The 14880-nt window shown below is 68.7% G+C and carries 17 protein-coding genes; 15 read left to right on the top strand and 2 right to left on the bottom strand.

Going from position 1 to position 14880, the window contains the following annotated elements; genetic code table 11:
• Positions 1-101: 101 nt before the first annotated feature.
• The 12 genes from ELQ94_RS08645 to ELQ94_RS08590 all read left to right on the top strand — a co-directional run bounded on the left by ELQ94_RS08645 (position 102) and on the right by ELQ94_RS08590 (position 11210).
• On the top strand, positions 102-1352 hold the full coding sequence (locus tag ELQ94_RS08645; RefSeq protein ID WP_127049189.1) for a sugar ABC transporter substrate-binding protein: 1251 nt from the start codon (positions 102-104) through the stop codon (positions 1350-1352).
• A 2-nt stretch (positions 1353-1354) separates the two neighbouring features.
• Positions 1355-2485: a carbohydrate ABC transporter permease gene (locus ELQ94_RS08640; RefSeq protein ID WP_127049187.1), complete on the top strand. Its 1131-nt coding sequence runs from the start codon at positions 1355-1357 to the stop codon at positions 2483-2485.
• Between the two features lie 110 nt (positions 2486-2595).
• On the top strand, positions 2596-3387 hold the full coding sequence (locus ELQ94_RS08635; protein ID WP_243696973.1) for a carbohydrate ABC transporter permease: 792 nt from the start codon (positions 2596-2598) through the stop codon (positions 3385-3387).
• Positions 3384-5345 carry a glycogen debranching N-terminal domain-containing protein gene (locus ELQ94_RS08630; protein WP_127049183.1) on the top strand — a complete coding sequence of 654 codons (1962 nt, stop codon included), beginning with the start codon at positions 3384-3386 and terminating at the stop codon, positions 5343-5345. The genes ELQ94_RS08635 and ELQ94_RS08630 overlap by 4 nt, the downstream gene beginning before the upstream one ends.
• Before the next feature lie 27 nt (positions 5346-5372).
• Positions 5373-6527, top strand: a complete 1155-nt coding sequence (locus ELQ94_RS08625; RefSeq protein ID WP_127049181.1) for a sensor histidine kinase — start codon at positions 5373-5375, stop codon at positions 6525-6527.
• A complete protein-coding gene (locus ELQ94_RS08620) occupies positions 6524-7174 on the top strand; it encodes a response regulator transcription factor (protein WP_127049179.1) in 651 nt (216 codons plus the stop codon). Before ELQ94_RS08625 ends, ELQ94_RS08620 begins: the two co-directional genes overlap by 4 nt.
• An 80-nt stretch (positions 7175-7254) precedes the next feature.
• A complete protein-coding gene (locus ELQ94_RS08615; protein WP_127049178.1) occupies positions 7255-7992 on the top strand; it encodes an ABC transporter ATP-binding protein in 738 nt (245 codons plus the stop codon).
• The gene (locus tag ELQ94_RS08610) at positions 7989-8765 is read left to right on the top strand and encodes an ABC transporter permease (protein ID WP_127049175.1); all 777 of its coding nucleotides are present in this window, start codon (positions 7989-7991) and stop codon (positions 8763-8765) included. Before ELQ94_RS08615 ends, ELQ94_RS08610 begins: the two co-directional genes overlap by 4 nt.
• Before the next feature lie 5 nt (positions 8766-8770).
• On the top strand, positions 8771-9526 hold the full coding sequence (locus ELQ94_RS08605; protein WP_127049173.1) for an ABC transporter permease: 756 nt from the start codon (positions 8771-8773) through the stop codon (positions 9524-9526).
• Between the two features lie 55 nt (positions 9527-9581).
• A complete protein-coding gene (locus ELQ94_RS08600; protein WP_166404698.1) occupies positions 9582-10232 on the top strand; it encodes a GrpB family protein in 651 nt (216 codons plus the stop codon).
• An 11-nt stretch (positions 10233-10243) separates the two neighbouring features.
• A complete protein-coding gene (locus ELQ94_RS08595) occupies positions 10244-10759 on the top strand; it encodes a tetratricopeptide repeat protein (RefSeq protein WP_127049169.1) in 516 nt (171 codons plus the stop codon).
• A 13-nt stretch (positions 10760-10772) separates the two neighbouring features.
• Positions 10773-11210 (top strand): GNAT family N-acetyltransferase, encoded by a 438-nt coding sequence (locus ELQ94_RS08590; protein WP_208007590.1) that lies wholly within the window; start codon positions 10773-10775, stop codon positions 11208-11210.
• Positions 11211-11237: 27 nt separating this feature from the next.
• On the opposite strand, the gene ELQ94_RS08585 is transcribed toward ELQ94_RS08590, so the two are convergent.
• The gene (locus ELQ94_RS08585; protein WP_127049165.1) at positions 11238-11825 is read right to left on the bottom strand and encodes a TetR/AcrR family transcriptional regulator; all 588 of its coding nucleotides are present in this window, start codon (positions 11823-11825) and stop codon (positions 11238-11240) included.
• A 50-nt stretch (positions 11826-11875) separates the two neighbouring features.
• On the opposite strand from ELQ94_RS08585, the gene ELQ94_RS08580 reads away from it, so the two are divergent.
• The gene (locus ELQ94_RS08580) at positions 11876-12586 is read left to right on the top strand and encodes a CPBP family intramembrane glutamic endopeptidase (protein WP_127049163.1); all 711 of its coding nucleotides are present in this window, start codon (positions 11876-11878) and stop codon (positions 12584-12586) included.
• 24 nt (positions 12587-12610) lie between these two features.
• On the opposite strand, the gene ELQ94_RS08575 is transcribed toward ELQ94_RS08580, so the two are convergent.
• Positions 12611-13027: a GNAT family N-acetyltransferase gene (locus ELQ94_RS08575; protein WP_243696925.1), complete on the bottom strand. Its 417-nt coding sequence runs from the start codon at positions 13025-13027 to the stop codon at positions 12611-12613.
• A gap of 179 nt (positions 13028-13206) precedes the next feature.
• Between ELQ94_RS08575 and ELQ94_RS08570 the strand changes: the two genes are divergently transcribed.
• On the top strand, positions 13207-13815 hold the full coding sequence (locus ELQ94_RS08570) for a class I SAM-dependent methyltransferase (RefSeq protein WP_127049161.1): 609 nt from the start codon (positions 13207-13209) through the stop codon (positions 13813-13815).
• Between the two features lie 150 nt (positions 13816-13965).
• The gene (locus ELQ94_RS08565; RefSeq protein ID WP_127049159.1) at positions 13966-14832 is read left to right on the top strand and encodes an AraC family transcriptional regulator; all 867 of its coding nucleotides are present in this window, start codon (positions 13966-13968) and stop codon (positions 14830-14832) included.
• Positions 14833-14880: the final 48 nt, after the last annotated feature.

The raw sequence follows: 14880 nt of genomic DNA, 5'->3' as shown, positions 1-14880 counted from the left end.
AATTTCCGGACTGTAGCTTTTCGACCAGCAGCAATTTGAACGATCAAGTTTTGGTCCGCGAGGGCACGACCAGCTGCCAACTTTCGTCAAAGGAGAGAAAGATGACACGGCACAAATCACGCGCGATGTTCGGCGCCGGTGCGCTGGCGGTCGCCGGCGTTCTTGTTCTGAGTGGGTGCGGCGGTTCGGGATTCGACGATTCCGAGGGCAGCACGACTGAAGGACTCACGTCCTCTGAGGACGGACTCACGATCCTCATCGCCGCGAGCGGAGACGCGGAGGCCACCGCCGTCGAAGACACGGTCGCCGCCTGGTCGGAGGAATCCGGCGTCGAGGCCACCGTCGAGGTCGCGAGCGACCTCAATCAGCAGCTCGCCCAGGGCTTCGCGGCCGGTTCGCCGCCCGACCTCTTCTATCTCTCCTCCGACGCGATCGCCGGCTACGCCGACAACGGCTCGCTCACGGCCTACGGCGACGAGCTGTCGAACAAGGACGACTTCTACCCGGCGCTCGTCGAGAACTTCACCTACGACGACGAGTTCTACTGCGCGCCCAAGGACTTCTCCACGCTCGGTCTCGTGATCAACACCGACCTCTGGGAGGCCGCCGGCCTGACCGACGCCGACGTTCCGACCACGTGGGACGAGCTCTCAGACGTCAGCGAGACCCTCACGACGGACGGCCAGGTGGGACTCGCATTCGGTGCCGAGTACCAGCGCGTTGGAGCCTTCATGGCGCAGGCCGGAGGAGCGCTCGTCGACGGTGACACCGTCGTCGCCGACAGCCCCGAGAACGTCGAGGCCCTCGAATACGTCAAGGAGAACCTCGACGCCGGCACCTTCGCCTACGCCGCCGACATCGGCGCCGGATGGGGTGGAGAGGCCTTCGGTCAGGGACTCGCCGCGATGGTCATCGAGGGCAACTGGATCGGCGGCGCAATGACCGCCGACTACCCCGACGTGAACTACCAGGTCGCCGAGCTGCCCGCTGGCCCGTCCGGCGAGGGCACCCTGCAGTACACGAACTGCTGGGGGATGGCCGCCGACAGCCCGAACCAGCAGGCTTCGCTCGAGCTCGTCGAGTACCTGACGGCCGCCGACCAGCAGCTCGCCTTCTCCGAGGCGTTCGGCCCCATGCCGTCGGTGCAGTCCGCCGCGGACGCGTGGACCGAGGCCAACCCGGAGGACGCCGCCTTCCTCGCGGGAGCGGACTACGCCCAGTTCCTCCCCACGCAGGCCGGAACGGCCGACGTGGTCGCCGACTTCAACGCTCAGCTCGAGTCGCTCGCGACCGGTGACCCCGCCGCGATCCTGCAGTCGGTCCAGTCCAACCTCGAGGCCTCGGTCGGCTGACCATGCCCAACACGGTCACCGCTCGCCGCGCCGGATCCCGGAAGTCCTCCGGGATCCGGCGCGGGGAGGTCGCCGCGGGCTGGTTATTCACCGCCCCGGTCATCCTGATCCTCGGGCTCTTCCTCCTCGTCCCCGTGCTCATGGCCATCTGGGTCAGCGTGTCGGACTGGCAGGGGAGGGGGAGCCCCTTCTCGGGCAACGTCGGGTTCGTCGGCCTCGACAACTACGCGGCGGTCACCTCCGGAGGCGGGCTCGCGGAGCGCAACTTCGGCCTCTCGATCCGCAACAACGCGTGGTACGTCCTCATCGTCGTGCCGCTTCAGACGGCGTTGTCGCTGTTCCTCGCGGTCCTCGTCAATCGGGCCATCCTGCGCGGCCGCGGACTGTTCCGCACCGCGTTCTACTTCCCCTCGGTGACGAGCTCGGTCGCGATCACGATCCTGTGGCTGTTCCTTTTCTCCACCACCGGAGTGGTCAACTCCTTCCTCGGCTGGTTCGGTGTCGAAGGACCCAACTGGTTCAACGACCCCAGCCAGATCTTCCACAACGCTCTCGCCACGATCGGCATCACGGGGGCGCCCGAGGCGCTTACCTCCGGCGGGCCGCTCGGAGTGTCCTGGTTCGAGTGGATCGGCGGACCGTCGGTCGCGATGTTCGCGTTCATGCTCATGGCGATCTTCACGACGAGCGGCACGTTCATGCTCCTCTTTATCGCGGCCCTGCAGAACGTCGGAGCCGAACTCGGCGAGGCCGGAGTGATGGACGGGGCCACCGGGTGGCAGCGCTTCCGCTACATCACGCTGCCCCAGCTGCGCCCGACGCTGTTCACGGTGCTCACGCTCGGGTTGATCGGCTGCTGGCAGGTCTTCGAGCAGATCTACACCGGCACCCAGGGCGGTCCCGCGAAGACCACGTTGACGCCCGCCTACCTGTCGTACCAGTCGGCGTTCGTCAGTCAGGAGTGGGGCGAGGGCTCTGCGATCGCCTTCATCCTCTTCCTCATCATCATCGCCTTCACGGTGTTCCAGCGCTGGGTGCTCCGTGAGCGCCCGGTGTCGAAGCGCCGGGCCCGCCAGTACGAGGTCCCCCCGCACGAGGCGACCCCGCACGAGATCACGGAGACGAAGCGATGAGCGAAGTGATCCCGGCGCAGGCGACGGTCCGTCAGGTGGACCCCGCGAGGTCGTCCACGCCGCGTCGACGCCCCCGCCGTCTCGCCGCCGGCCAGACGTTGCTCTACGCGATGCTGATCTCGCTCGCCATCGTGTACATCTTCCCGTTCCTCGTCCAGGTTGCGACCTCGTTCAAGACCGATGCCGAGGCGGCGAGCAGTGCGCTCTCCCTCGTGCCGCAGACGACGACGTTCGCAGCCTACGAGGCGCTGTTCGGGCGGAGCGACTACCCGATCTGGTTCATGAACTCGGCGATCGTGACGGTGTGCGTGACCCTCGGCCGAGTGTTCTTCGTCTCGCTCGCCGGCTACGCGCTGGCGCGGCTCGACTTCCGAGGACGCGGCGTGATCTTCGCGTTCGTCGTCGGGGTCATGGCCGTCCCGGCCGTCGTGCTCCTCATCCCGAAGTTCCTCGTGCTCAACCAGATCGGCATGTACGACTCGTACGCTGGCATGATCCTTCCGCTGCTTGTTGACGCCGCTGGTGTCTTCATCATGAAGAACTTCTTCGAATCCATCCCCGTCTCGGTCGAGGAACAGGCCCGCATCGACGGCGCCGGCACCTTCCGGGTGTTCTGGTCGATCGTGCTCCCGATGGCACGGCCGGCGCTCATCACGATCATCATCCTGTCGTTCCAGGGATCGTGGAACGAGCTCAGCCACTTCATCGTGTCGACGCAATCGCCCGAACTGACGACGCTCACCAAGGGTGTCGCGAGTCTCGCCTCGGGGCAGCTGAGCCAGGGGACGCAGTATCCTCTCAAGCTCGCCGCAGCGGCGATCATGACGATCCCCGTCGCCGTACTCTTCTTCATCTTCCAGAAGCGCATCATGAACAACACCGAAGGAGCCGTCAAAGGATGACCAACGCATCGGACGTCAGCCACGCAATTCCCCGGCAGCCCCTGCTCAACGATTCCGTCATCGCCCTCCGCGCACCCACCCAGGTGTGGTCGGCGCGCTCCGGCGACATGGGCGCATCGGCGATCGACGGGGTCTATCACGGCGACGTGCGATTCCTCCGTCGGGCCGTTCTCACGTATGACGGCCACCTGCCCGAGTGGATCTCCGTGTCGCCGGACGGTCCGTCGCGCGTGGTCTTCGGGGGTCTGCTCCGCGAGATCGACGACCGGTTCCCGGACCCGCAGGTGCGTATCCTGCGCGAGCGCACGGTCGCCGACGGCGAGGTGAACGAGACGATCTCGGTCGAATCCGCGCTCGCCGCGGCCGTGCGCACCACGGTGCGGCTGACGCTCACGCCCGACTTCGCCTCCCTCACCGACGTGAAGTCGGGTGCGCCCAGGCCGGGCGCCGTCTCGCTCGCGGTCGACTCCGACGCCGTCCGCGGCTCGTCGGGCGACATGGCTCTCGAGATCACAACGCCGGACGCCCACCTCGAGGTGGCGGGCGAGGACATCACACTGTCCTGGGAGGTGGAGCTGGGGCCGCGCGAGCGCGTGGAACTGTCCTGGCGCCAGTCGCTGACCGACCCCGGGCTCGTCGTGCGGGGCGTGACGCGCGACACCGGGTGGGACGTGCACGTCGAGAACGGCGACCCGCGACTGGAGCGCTGGGTGCAGCAGGCCCTCGGCGACCTCGACGCGCTCCGACTCGCGCTGCCCGATCACCCCGAGGACGAGTTCTTCGCCGCGGGAGCGCCCTGGTTCTTCACGCTCTTCGGGCGGGACTCGCTATGGGCCGCGCGCATGATGCTGCCCGTCGACTGGCGCATCGCGGCGTCGACGTTGCGGGTGCTGGCGCGGCTCCAGGGAACCGAGGACGAGCCGAGCACCGCCGAGCAGCCGGGCAAGATCCTCCACGAACTGCGCGGGGCTCCCGTCGACATGCCCGGAGAGGGCATCCTCCTTCCGCCCGTCTACTACGGCACCGTCGATGCGACGCCGCTCTGGGTCTGCCTCCTTTCCGAGGCGTGGGCGGCGGGCATGCCCGACGACGAGGTGCGCTCGCTCCTGCCGACGCTCCGCGCGGCGCTCGACTGGCTGCTGCACCACGGTGACAGCGACGGCGACGGCTTCATCGACTACATCGACACCACCGGCCACGGCCTCGCGAACCAGGGGTGGAAGGACTCGGGGGACTCGATCCAGTGGCGCGACGGCTCGCTCGCGGAGGGCCCCATCGCGCTCAGCGAGGTGCAGGGCTACGCGTACGAGGCCGCGCTCGCGGGGGCCGATGTGCTCGACCGGCTCGGCGAACCGGGCGGATCGGAGCTGCGCGACTGGGCGGCCGCGCTGAAGACGCGGTTCGCCGAGGCCTACTGGGTGCAGACGCCCGAGGGGCGCTACCCCGGGATCGCCCTCGACGCGCACAAGCGACCGGTCGACACCCTCACGAGCAACATCGGCCACCTCCTGGGCACCGGCATCCTCGATGCCGACGACGAGGCGCACGTCGCCGCGCTGCTCGTCGGTCCGAGCATGCTGTCCGGATTCGGGCTGCGGACGATGTCCACGCAGGGGGCCGGCTATTGGCCGATGAGCTACCACGGCGGCAGCGTCTGGACCCATGACTCCGCGATCGTCGCCCACGGCATGTCCCGCGCGGGACGGCACGAGGAAGCCCGGCTGGTCGTGGACGGACTCCTCGCCGCGGCCGAAGGCTTCGCGTTCCGCATGCCCGAACTGCACTCGGGCGACGCCGCGGAGGTGACGAGCGTGCCGACTCCCTACCCGGCCGCGTGCCGCCCGCAGGCGTGGTCCGCGGCGGCCGCCATCACGGCTATGGACGTGACGCGGAGACGGGGCGCAGCTCCTAGGCGGTGGTCCTCGGCTGATCGGCCCGCCCGGAGGAGAGTCGGGTAGCTCGACCCTGGACCGTACGATGGCCGGATGGACGTCGCGTCGGGGCAGGTGGATCGGCGCGGTCGCGGGCGGTCCTCCGGCAAATACGCGAGTGGCGTCCGGCGGTGGGCCGGGGTGCGGGACCTCGTCATCGGGTCCGCTCTCGTCGCCGGGCTGTGGGTCACAGTCGTTCCCGCAGAGGGCTCCGGCCGAACCGTGCAGCTCTCGCTGGCCGCGCTGGCGGTGGTCGGCGTCGTCGTAAGCAGACGGCGACCAGTTCTCGGCGTCGCCGTCGCCGGGCTGGCGACCGGGATCGCGTGGGTCCTGGGGCTGACCGCCGACCCCTTCGTCCTGACCGGGTTCGCCGTGCTCAGGCTCGCGGAAACGCGCGGGGTCCGGCGGTTCCCGTGGAGCCTCTGTGCCGTCGTGGTCGTCGTCGCCGTCGTGTCGCTCGGGTTCGGGGCCGACGGGATCGAGGACCGCGTACGAGGGATGCTGCTCGGCGTGGTCGTGCTCGCGGCGTCCTGGGTGCTGGGTGTTCGCACGCGGCGCATGCGGGCCGAGGTCGCCGCGCGGGCACGGGCCGAGGAGCGGCTGCGGCTCGCGCGAGACGTTCACGACGTGCTCTCCCATTCGCTCGGAACCATCGGCGTCCGCGCGGGTGTGTCCGCCCACGTCTCCGCTCTCGGTGAGGCCGAGCTGCGCGACGTGTTGCGTGAGATCGAGGCCGACTCGCGCTCGTCCCTGTCGGACCTGAAGCAGCTTCTGCAGGCCGAACGCGAGGTGGCCTCCACGCCGGCCTCCGTGCCGCTGATGGACGCGCTCGCCGACGTCGTGCGCTCAGCCGAGCGGTCTGGAATCGCCTCCCGCTTCGACTCCGACGGCGACCTCGACGGCCTTCCTGCCACCGTGCGGACGACCGTCCTCCGCGTCGTCCAGGAGTCGGTGACGAACGTGATCCGTCATTCCTCCGCGTCCTCGGTCGCCGTGCGGCTCAGCGTGAGCGCGGACGCCGTGGACGTCGAGGTCCGGGACGACGGTCGCGGAGCTCCATCCGGATTCCGAGAAGGCCATGGGCTGATGGGTATGCGCGAACGCGTCGAGCTCGTCGGCGGCATCCTCGACATCGGGTCGTCGGGCGAGGGGTTCGCCGTGTCCGTTCGTCTCCCGCTCACCGTGGCTGCCGGAGAGCCCACGTCATGACAGCGATCCGCGTTCTCATCGCCGACGACGAGGCATCGATCCGCGCCTCGCTCCGCCTGCTGATCGACAGCGAGGACGACATGACCGTCGTCGCCGAGGCGGGCGATGGCGAGGCCGCCGTGCGACTCGTCGGGCAGCATCGGCCGGACGTCGTTCTGATGGATGTCCAGATGCCGCGAATCAGCGGAATCGACGCGGCGCGGCGGCTCGGCGAGAACGGCACCGAGTCACGGGTGATCGTGCTGACGACCTTCGATCTGGACGAGTACGTCTTCGAGGCCCTCCGCGTCGGCGCGTCGGGTTTCCTCTTGAAGAACAGCCCGCCGAGGGAGATCCTCCACGCCATCCGCGTGGCCCACGACGGCAACGCGCTGCTCGCTCCCGAAGTGACGAAGCGGCTCATCGGACGATTCGCCTCCACCCGATCGCGGCCGGAGCTGGAACGGCTCACGGCCCGGGAACGCGAGGCGCTCGTCCTCATCGGGCACGGACGATCGAACGCCGAGATCGCCGCAGCGCTGTTCGTGACGTCGACGACCGTGCGCACCTACGTGAGTCGCATCCTCGCCAAGCTGCAGGCGCGCGACCGTGCCGGGCTCGTGGTCATCGCTTACGAGAGCGGGCTCGTCGGCCCCTCGGGGCCCTGACCGGCTGAAGCGTACACAGGGGACAAATTGTCGACTCTCGCAGACTGACGGATGCCGGGCGGTTCGCTTGGCTGGAACGCATGATCGAGATCAGTCACCTGGTGAAACGGCACCGCGCTCGCACGGTCGTCGATGATGTGAGTTTCACGGCGCGGCCGGGTCGGGTCACAGGCTTCCTCGGGCCGAACGGGGCCGGGAAGAGTTCGACGCTCCGCATCCTCCTCGGACTCGACCGCGCCACGAGTGGGACGGCCCTCGTCGATGGTGTGCCCTACCGTTCTCTCGATCGGCCGCTGTGGACGGTCGGGGCGATGCTCGACGGCCCCGGAGCGAACCCGGGCCGCACGGCGCGATCGCACCTCACCTGGGTCGCGCAGTCCAACGCCATCCCGCGGCGACGGGTGGACGAGGTGCTCGACCTCGTCGGCCTCCGCGACGCGGCGAGGACACGGATCGGGCGCTTCTCCCTCGGCATGGGTCAACGGCTCGGCATCGCCGCCGCACTGCTGGGCGACCCCGAGGTCCTCGTGCTGGACGAGCCGACGAACGGGCTCGACCCGGAGGGCATCCGCTGGATCCGACTGTTCCTGCGCACGCTCGCCGATGAGGGGAGGACGGTGCTCGTGTCGAGCCACCTCATGGCCGAGATGGAGAAGACCGCGGACGACGTCGTGATCATCGCGGGCGGGCGCGTCGTCGCCGCGGGCAGCGCGGCCGAGGTCAGAGGCGAGCACGACTCGGTGGAGGAGGCCTTCTTCGCATTGACGGACGAACGGCACGGACGCCCAGCCGGCGGTTCCGAGGGCATCGCCCCGTGACGGCCTCCACACGGCGGGCCGTATCGCTCATCCGATCGGAGTCGACGAAGTTCCTCGCGGCGCGCTCGGCCGTGGTCCTTGCGCTCATCACCATCCTGGCCACCTGGCCGATAGCGGCGATGAACGCCGTGTCCGGCGTCGATCTCGACCCGGACGACCCCCGACTGTTCTCGGCGGAACCGATCCCGATCGAGTACAGCGGCTTCGAAATGGCCGGCTTCGGATACGTCCTCGTGGTCGTCCTCGCCGCGCTGTGGGCGGGGAGTGAGTACGGCGCAGCCAACCAGATCCGCACCACGCTCCTGGCCACACCGCGGCGGCTGCGTGTGTTCCTCGTGAAGGCTCTGCTCCTGGCGGCCGCCGTCGCGGTGATCGCGTTCCTCACGATGTGGGGCACCCTCGTCATCACCCACGCCGCCGGTGCCACGGGGATCGACCCGTGGACGCTGAACGCGGCGATCTGGGCGAATCTCGGCGGGATCGTTCTCGCCTGGACGCTCACCGCGCTCATCGCCTTCGCCGTCGGGGTGCTCGCCCGCACCGCGATCCTCCCGCTCGTGCTCGTCGTCCCGCTCGTGATCGGCGTCGGCGACCTCCTCGCCGGCTTCTGGGACGGCGCGGCCTACCTCCCCGTCGTCGCAGGTGCCGCTCTCTTCACCGACCCCGCTGCGGGCGTGTACCTCGCGCCGGCCCTGGGCGGGGTCGTCCAGGTCGCCTGGGCCGTGGTTCTCCTCGCGGCGGCGGCCGTCTCGTTCGCACGTCAGGACCTGTGAACCCGATGATCCGCCTGCTCCGCACCCTCCGCGCCGAATGGACGAAAGCCCTCTCGCTACCGAGCATCATCGGCGCTCTCGTCGCGGCGATCGTCGTGCCCCCGGCGCTCGCCGTGGCGTCCGGGCTGTCCTTGGACCCCACCGTGGCCGCCGCATCATCGTTCCCGATCGAATCGCACGGCTTCGAGACCGCCGGTTTCGGTCAACCCCTCGTCATCCTGCTCGCGGCACTTGTCGCAGGGACCGAATACAGCGGCGGGCAGCTCCGGACCATGCTTCTCGCTGACCCGCGCCGTGGTCGCGTGCTGGCCGCGAAGCTCGTCGTCGTCACGACTCTCGCTGTGTTCGTCGGTCTCCTCGGAACAACAGCGGCCGTCGTGCTGAAGCACGCGACGCTCGGCGAGCATGGCCTGAGTCTGTCCGAGTTCACCGCCGGCATGGGGTGGAATCTCATTGGTGTCTCGATCAACTACGTCCTCATCGGTCTCATCGCGGCGCTCCTCACGCTCCTCACGCGCTCCATCGTGGTCGCGTTGGCCGTGCTCGTGCCGCTCGTGCTCGGCGTGACACTCTCGCTTCTCGGACTCGCGCCCCTCCTGAAATACCTCCCCGATGTCGCGGGGATGCAACTCCTCACGAGCTACCCGGGGGTCGGGCTCTTGGACCCGATCCCCGGTGGGATCGTGATGGCGACGTGGACGGTGTTGCTCGGCATCGCCGGATGGCTGGCATTCCGCGCACGCGATACGGGCGGGGGCTGAAGGACTGTCCGCTCGCTGGCTCGACATGGACGGCTCTTCCCGAGAGGGTGGGACCATGACGACACATCCCCTCTGGCTGTCGTTCGCCGCTGAGGCGAATGCGAGGCGTCAGGGTCAGCGGATCGCCGACCGGCAGACTCCGCCGGGTCCCGTTCGGGAGCACGACGCACGCTGGCGCGACGACTTCATCGAAGTGGGGCGGCTCATCGCCGACACGATCGGCGACCAGGTGATCGAGATCCGACACGTCGGCTCGACCGCGGTCCCCGGGCTGGCGGCTAAGCCGGTCATCGACATCGATCTGACCGTCCCCGACGTCGAGGACGAAGGCGCCTACCTCCCACCGCTCGAGGCCGCCGGCTTCCGCCTCATCTTCCGGGACGCGATGGCGGGCGATCCCCATCGGCACCTCACGCTCGCTCGGCCGAACACGAACCTGCACGTGTGGAGCCCGGGTGCCGTCGAGCCCCTGCGGCATGCGCTCTTCACCGAGTGGCTCGGTGCGAACGCATCCGATCGGGAGCGCTACGGCGCGGCCAAGACGGCCGCAGTCGAGGCCACGGGCGGGGAACGCTACAACGACCTGAAGGCGGCGGCCGTCTACGACATCTACGAGCGCGCCTTCCTCGCGGATCCCTTCCACCACCACGATCCTCAACCGCGACCGGGGCTGCCCGCTAGCGTGGTGGACGGTAACCGCACTTGAGAGGGAGAACGATGAGCGACGCGCTGTACGAGGAACTCGACCGGATCTTCGCCGCCCGGAACCGGGACGACATGGCACCGACCATCGCGGCGCTCCGGCCGATCGTCGAGCAGTACCCGCACGACGCGCGCGTCCTCTACGAGATGGGCGGGGCCTACGACACCGCCGGTGAGGAATCGAGAGCCCTCGGCCTGTACGAACGAGCGATCGATGCAGGCCTGACGGGTGACCTCCGCCGACGCTGCTTCCTGCAGTACGGGAGCACCCTGCGCAACGTCGGACGCATCGACGACTCGCTCGCGATCTTCGCGCGTGCCCGCGAGGAGTTCCCCGGCTCGGTCGCTCTCGGCGCATTCGAGGCGCTGAGCCTGCACGCCGCCGGCCGAGCCGACGCGGCCCTCGCACGCCTCCTGACGCTGCTCGCCGATCACGTCGACGCCGCCGAGCTCGAGCGGTACAAGCCGGCCCTCCGCGGAAACGTCGAGTACCTGGCCTCGCTCGACCTGCCCGAGCGGCCGGCCGATTGATACGGTTCCATTCGTGAGTGGAACGAGAACCTACGTCATCGACACCGACCTGGAGCGTATCGATCTCGCGAAGGTGCACCACTGGCTCTCGACCGACGCGTTCTGGGCGCTCGGGCGCTCACAGGAGACCGTCGAACGCGCAGCGAAGGCCTCGCTCAACTTCGGTGTCTACGACGCGGCCGGCGGGCTGTGCGCGTACGCGCGGGTGGTGACCGATCGAGCGACCTTCGCGTGGCTGTGCGACGTCTACGTCGATCGGGACCACCGCGGGGAGGGGCTCGGGTTGCTCCTCGCGCAGGCGGTGGTCGACGAGCTCGCTCCCATGGATCTGAAGCGGGTGCTGCTCTCGACCGCCGACGCGCACGGCCTCTACGAGAAGGCCGGCTTTGTCACGATGCCGGATCCGCACAAACTCATGGTCCTCGAACCCGCTCGGACGAACGAAAGCTAGTTCTCCGCCCTCTGTGTCGCCGTCGGCTCAGCTCGGCGCGTCGAGGAGTGCCCGCACGGCGTCGCGAAGCGGGGATCCGAGTGCCGACGTTTCCACCGCGGCGGCTTGAGACGCGCCGTCGAGGAGCCACGAGACCCAGCGGGCCAGGTCGGGCGCGGGAACGTCCGTGCGCAGCTCGCCGCTCCGCTGGCCCTGGTCGACGTTGCGGAGGAGGAAGTCGGCGACCAGTTCCGCCTCCGTGGCGAGGGCCGCTGCGACCCGCGGTTCCGATTCGAGCCCGGCGATCCCCGCGACGAACACGGCGAAGGAGTCGTCGCTCACCTCGGCCTGCAACTCCTCCGCGTAGCGGAGCACGGCGTCGAACCCGGACGACGACTCCTCTGTGCGTGTCAGTCGGGCGCGGAGGTCGTCGCAACCCGATTCCAGCACCGCGACGAGCACGTCGAGCTTGCTCGGGAAGTAGTGGAAGAACGTGCCGGACGAGATGCCGGCTTCGCGGCAGATCCCAGCGGTCGTCGACCGCTGGTAGCCGTGGCTGGCGAACTGGCTGGAGGCGGCACTGACGATCGCCGAGCGCTTCGACGCGTACTTCTCGGGATCGATCGGCCGGGGCACGTGAGAAGTCTAATGCATTTGAAGAGTGAACACTCTAGAGTGGTTGCTCTATGAATGATCAGACGGAGTCCGACGCTCGCGGTCCTCGGCCCGTTGCCACTCCTGCACGGCACGCCGGACTGCTCTGGGCGATCGCAATCGGGGGAGTCGCGATCGCCTATTCACCGATGTGGCTGCCTCGGATCCGCGATGCGTTCGGCCTCGAGCTCGGGATCTCCGGCCCCGCGTCGTCGATCGTCTGGAACGTGATCGCGGTGGGCGCGCTCTTGGCGTACATGGGTTTCGTCGAACGCCGCCCCCTCGCCTCCATCGGCTTGCGGAAGCCGCAGGGGAAACAGCTCGAGTGGGCGCTTTACCTCTTCGGTGCCGTGATGGTGTGGCAGTGGCTCGTCCTCACCTTCGTCCCACCGGCGGAGGATCGGGGGACCGAGACGATCGCATCGCTGCCCATCATCGCGGTGATCGGGATGATCGTCTCGGCGGCGGTCTTCGAGGAGATCCTGTACCGCGGGTACCCGATCGAACGCCTGAGCGAGCTGACCGGGCGACGCTGGATCGCCTTCGCGATCACTGTGCCGCTGTTCGTCGCGCCTCACCTCGTCTTCTTCGGTGTGCAGTGGCTCTGGACGGCCGGCGTCGGAACGCTCGCGATCTACGTGCTCTACGCGAAGACCCGCAACCTGCCCGCGTGCATGCTCCTGCACTTGTGCGTCAACCTCCCGATCCTCATCCCCACGATCGCGCACCACACGGGCGGGTGACGCTCGCCTCCGACGCGACTCAGATCAGCGCAGTTTCATGAGTCCCGCGCTCGTGGGGGTGAATCCGCACGCACCGAGGTAGAAGTCCTTGAGGTGGTCCTCGAAGTCGACGTGCAGCCATTCGCACCCCGCCTCGGCTGCCTGGTCGCGGGCGACGGCGATCAGGCGGACACCGACGCCCTGCCGTCGTACTCGCGCGGCGACGATCGTGTCTTCGACGAAGGCGTGGACGAGGCCGTCCCAGATGATGTTGACGAAGCCGACGAGCCCCTCGCCGTCCCGGGCGGTGACCCAGCCGAGACTGAAGCGATCGAGCTGGTCCACCCAGTCGTCGTCGAAGAGGTGGTGGTCGAACGCCTCGGCGTGAAGAGCGTTGAGTTCGGAGTTGGTGACGGATCCCCGCCAGTCGTAGCGGATGGGATCGAGATTGGACGCGCGCACAGTGTGGCTCCTTGCAGAGGGGGCCACGATCGAGCGTGGCCTCTAGGAAGTGAAGAGGGAACGGCGAGACATGGTCATCAGCTGCTCCCTTCATCCCTCTCACAACGAGCCGTTGCTGCCTCGACGCTAGCACCGGGTGCCGCTCGGCGACAGGCCGCGGCGCTCGATACCCTGGCCGGATGACGGATGTGACCGCGGCATACGCGGGGCGGGCGGCGGAGTACACGGATCTCCTCGGGTCGATGAGTGCGGTGCATCCGTCGGACCGCCAGCTCGTGGAGTCGTGGGCGGACGCGGTGAGGGGACGTGCCCTCGATGCCGGCTGCGGCCCCGGGCACTGGACGAACCACCTCGACGGCCGCGGGCTCGACGTCCGCGGCATCGACCTCGTGCCCTCGTTCATCGATCACGCCCGGGCAACGTACCCCGAGGTGCGGTTCGGTGTCGGGAGCATCGACCACCTCGACGAGCCCGACGCGTCGCTCGGCGGCGTCCTCTCCTGGTTCTCGACGATCCATCACGAGCCCGAGCGGATCGGCGCGCCCCTCGCGGAGTTCGCCCGCACGCTGCGCCCGGGAGGTCTCCTCCTCCTCGGCTACTTCGATGGCATATCGACCGAACCCTTCGACCACGCCGTCGTGCGCGCCTACCGCTGGCCGGCCGAGGAGCTCCACCGGCTCCTGCAGGCAGTCGGCTTCGACGTGATCGAGACCCACCGCCGGACCGCCGAGGGCCAGCGGCCGGTCGGCGCGATCCTCTGCCGCCGTCGCACCCTCTACCTTCCGTGAGGTGTCACAATCTGTTGCCAGATCCCGTCATCAGGCAACAGATTGCGACACATCACGGTTCTGGGGAGTGGGACCACGCGATCGGATCGGACCGCGATAGTAGGGTTCGCATCACGACTCTCCGCGAGTGTTGATGGCGAAGGGAGCATCGTGATCGCTGAACTGAACCGACTGATCGAACAGGTGGAGGAACGCCTGACCGAGGAGATCGACATCGCCCGGGTGGCGGCGGGTCTCGGAACGACGGAGTACCACCTGCGGCGGATGTTCTCGTCGCTGGCGGGGATGCCGCTGTCGGAGTACATCCGGCGGCGCCGCATGACGGTCGCCGCGGCGGACGTGCTCGGTGACGACGGCCTGCTCTCGATCGCGACGCGCTACGGCTACGGCTCGACCGAGGCCTTCGGTCGAGCGTTCCGTTCCGTCCACGGAGTCGGTCCCGGCGACGTGCGGCGCGACGGCGGCCCCCTTCGCGCACAACCACAACTCAGGTTTCGCCTGACCGTCGAAGGGAACACCACCATGGACACTCGCATCATCGACCGCCCGGCCTTCCGCCTCATCGGCCACGCCGCCCGCGTGCCGCTCATCCACCACGGCGTCAATCCGCACATCCAGGAGCACATCGCGTCGCTGCCCGCAGCGGAGCACCTCCGACTGAAGGGACTGAGCACCATCGATCCCGCCGGCCTGCTCCAGGTGAGCGACTCGGTCGACCCGGACTACACGGAGGGCAGTGAGCTGACCTACCTCCACGGCGTCGCGATCAGCGACGAGACTCCGACACCTGCGGACCTCGACGCGATCGAGGTTCCCGCGGGCACGTGGGCCGTCTTCCGGACCGAGGGGGACCACCCGAGCGCCCTCCAGTCGGCGTGGGCGGCGACCGCGACGGACTGGTTCCCCTCCAACCCGTGGCGGCTGCGTCCCGGACCCTCGATCGTCGCCGTCCTCGACCGCAACGACGACTTCACCACGGCGACGTGTGAACTCTGGCTCCCGGTCGAGCGCGCCTGACGCGGGCCGCATACCCCCGCTGAACGACAGCGTCCCCGCACTCGACCA

It is taken from the genome of Labedella endophytica (genome assembly GCF_003990045.1).
In the GTDB taxonomy this organism is placed as follows: Bacteria; Actinomycetota; Actinomycetes; order Actinomycetales; family Microbacteriaceae; genus Labedella; species Labedella endophytica.
Note: the sequence above shows the minus strand (reverse complement) of the source record. Positions and strands in the feature narration are given on the sequence as shown.

Bases quoted from the DNA above. Each gene is read 5' to 3' on its own strand.
- ELQ94_RS08630 (WP_127049183.1), top strand. From the start codon at position 3,384: ATGACCAACGCATCGGACGTCAGCCACGCAATTCCCCGGCAGCCCCTG.
- ELQ94_RS08640 (WP_127049187.1), top strand. From the start codon at position 1,355: ATGCCCAACACGGTCACCGCTCGCCGCGCCGGATCCCGGAAGTCCTCC.
- ELQ94_RS08580 (WP_127049163.1), top strand. From the start codon at position 11,876: ATGAATGATCAGACGGAGTCCGACGCTCGCGGTCCTCGGCCCGTTGCC.
- ELQ94_RS08570 (WP_127049161.1), top strand. From the start codon at position 13,207: ATGACGGATGTGACCGCGGCATACGCGGGGCGGGCGGCGGAGTACACG.
- ELQ94_RS08645 (WP_127049189.1), top strand. From the start codon at position 102: ATGACACGGCACAAATCACGCGCGATGTTCGGCGCCGGTGCGCTGGCG.
- ELQ94_RS08635 (WP_243696973.1), top strand. From the start codon at position 2,596: ATGCTGATCTCGCTCGCCATCGTGTACATCTTCCCGTTCCTCGTCCAG.
- ELQ94_RS08605 (WP_127049173.1), top strand. From the start codon at position 8,771: ATGATCCGCCTGCTCCGCACCCTCCGCGCCGAATGGACGAAAGCCCTC.
- ELQ94_RS08625 (WP_127049181.1), top strand. From the start codon at position 5,373: ATGGACGTCGCGTCGGGGCAGGTGGATCGGCGCGGTCGCGGGCGGTCC.
- ELQ94_RS08600 (WP_166404698.1), top strand. From the start codon at position 9,582: ATGACGACACATCCCCTCTGGCTGTCGTTCGCCGCTGAGGCGAATGCG.
- ELQ94_RS08595 (WP_127049169.1), top strand. From the start codon at position 10,244: ATGAGCGACGCGCTGTACGAGGAACTCGACCGGATCTTCGCCGCCCGG.
- ELQ94_RS08615 (WP_127049178.1), top strand. From the start codon at position 7,255: ATGATCGAGATCAGTCACCTGGTGAAACGGCACCGCGCTCGCACGGTC.
- ELQ94_RS08620 (WP_127049179.1), top strand. From the start codon at position 6,524: ATGACAGCGATCCGCGTTCTCATCGCCGACGACGAGGCATCGATCCGC.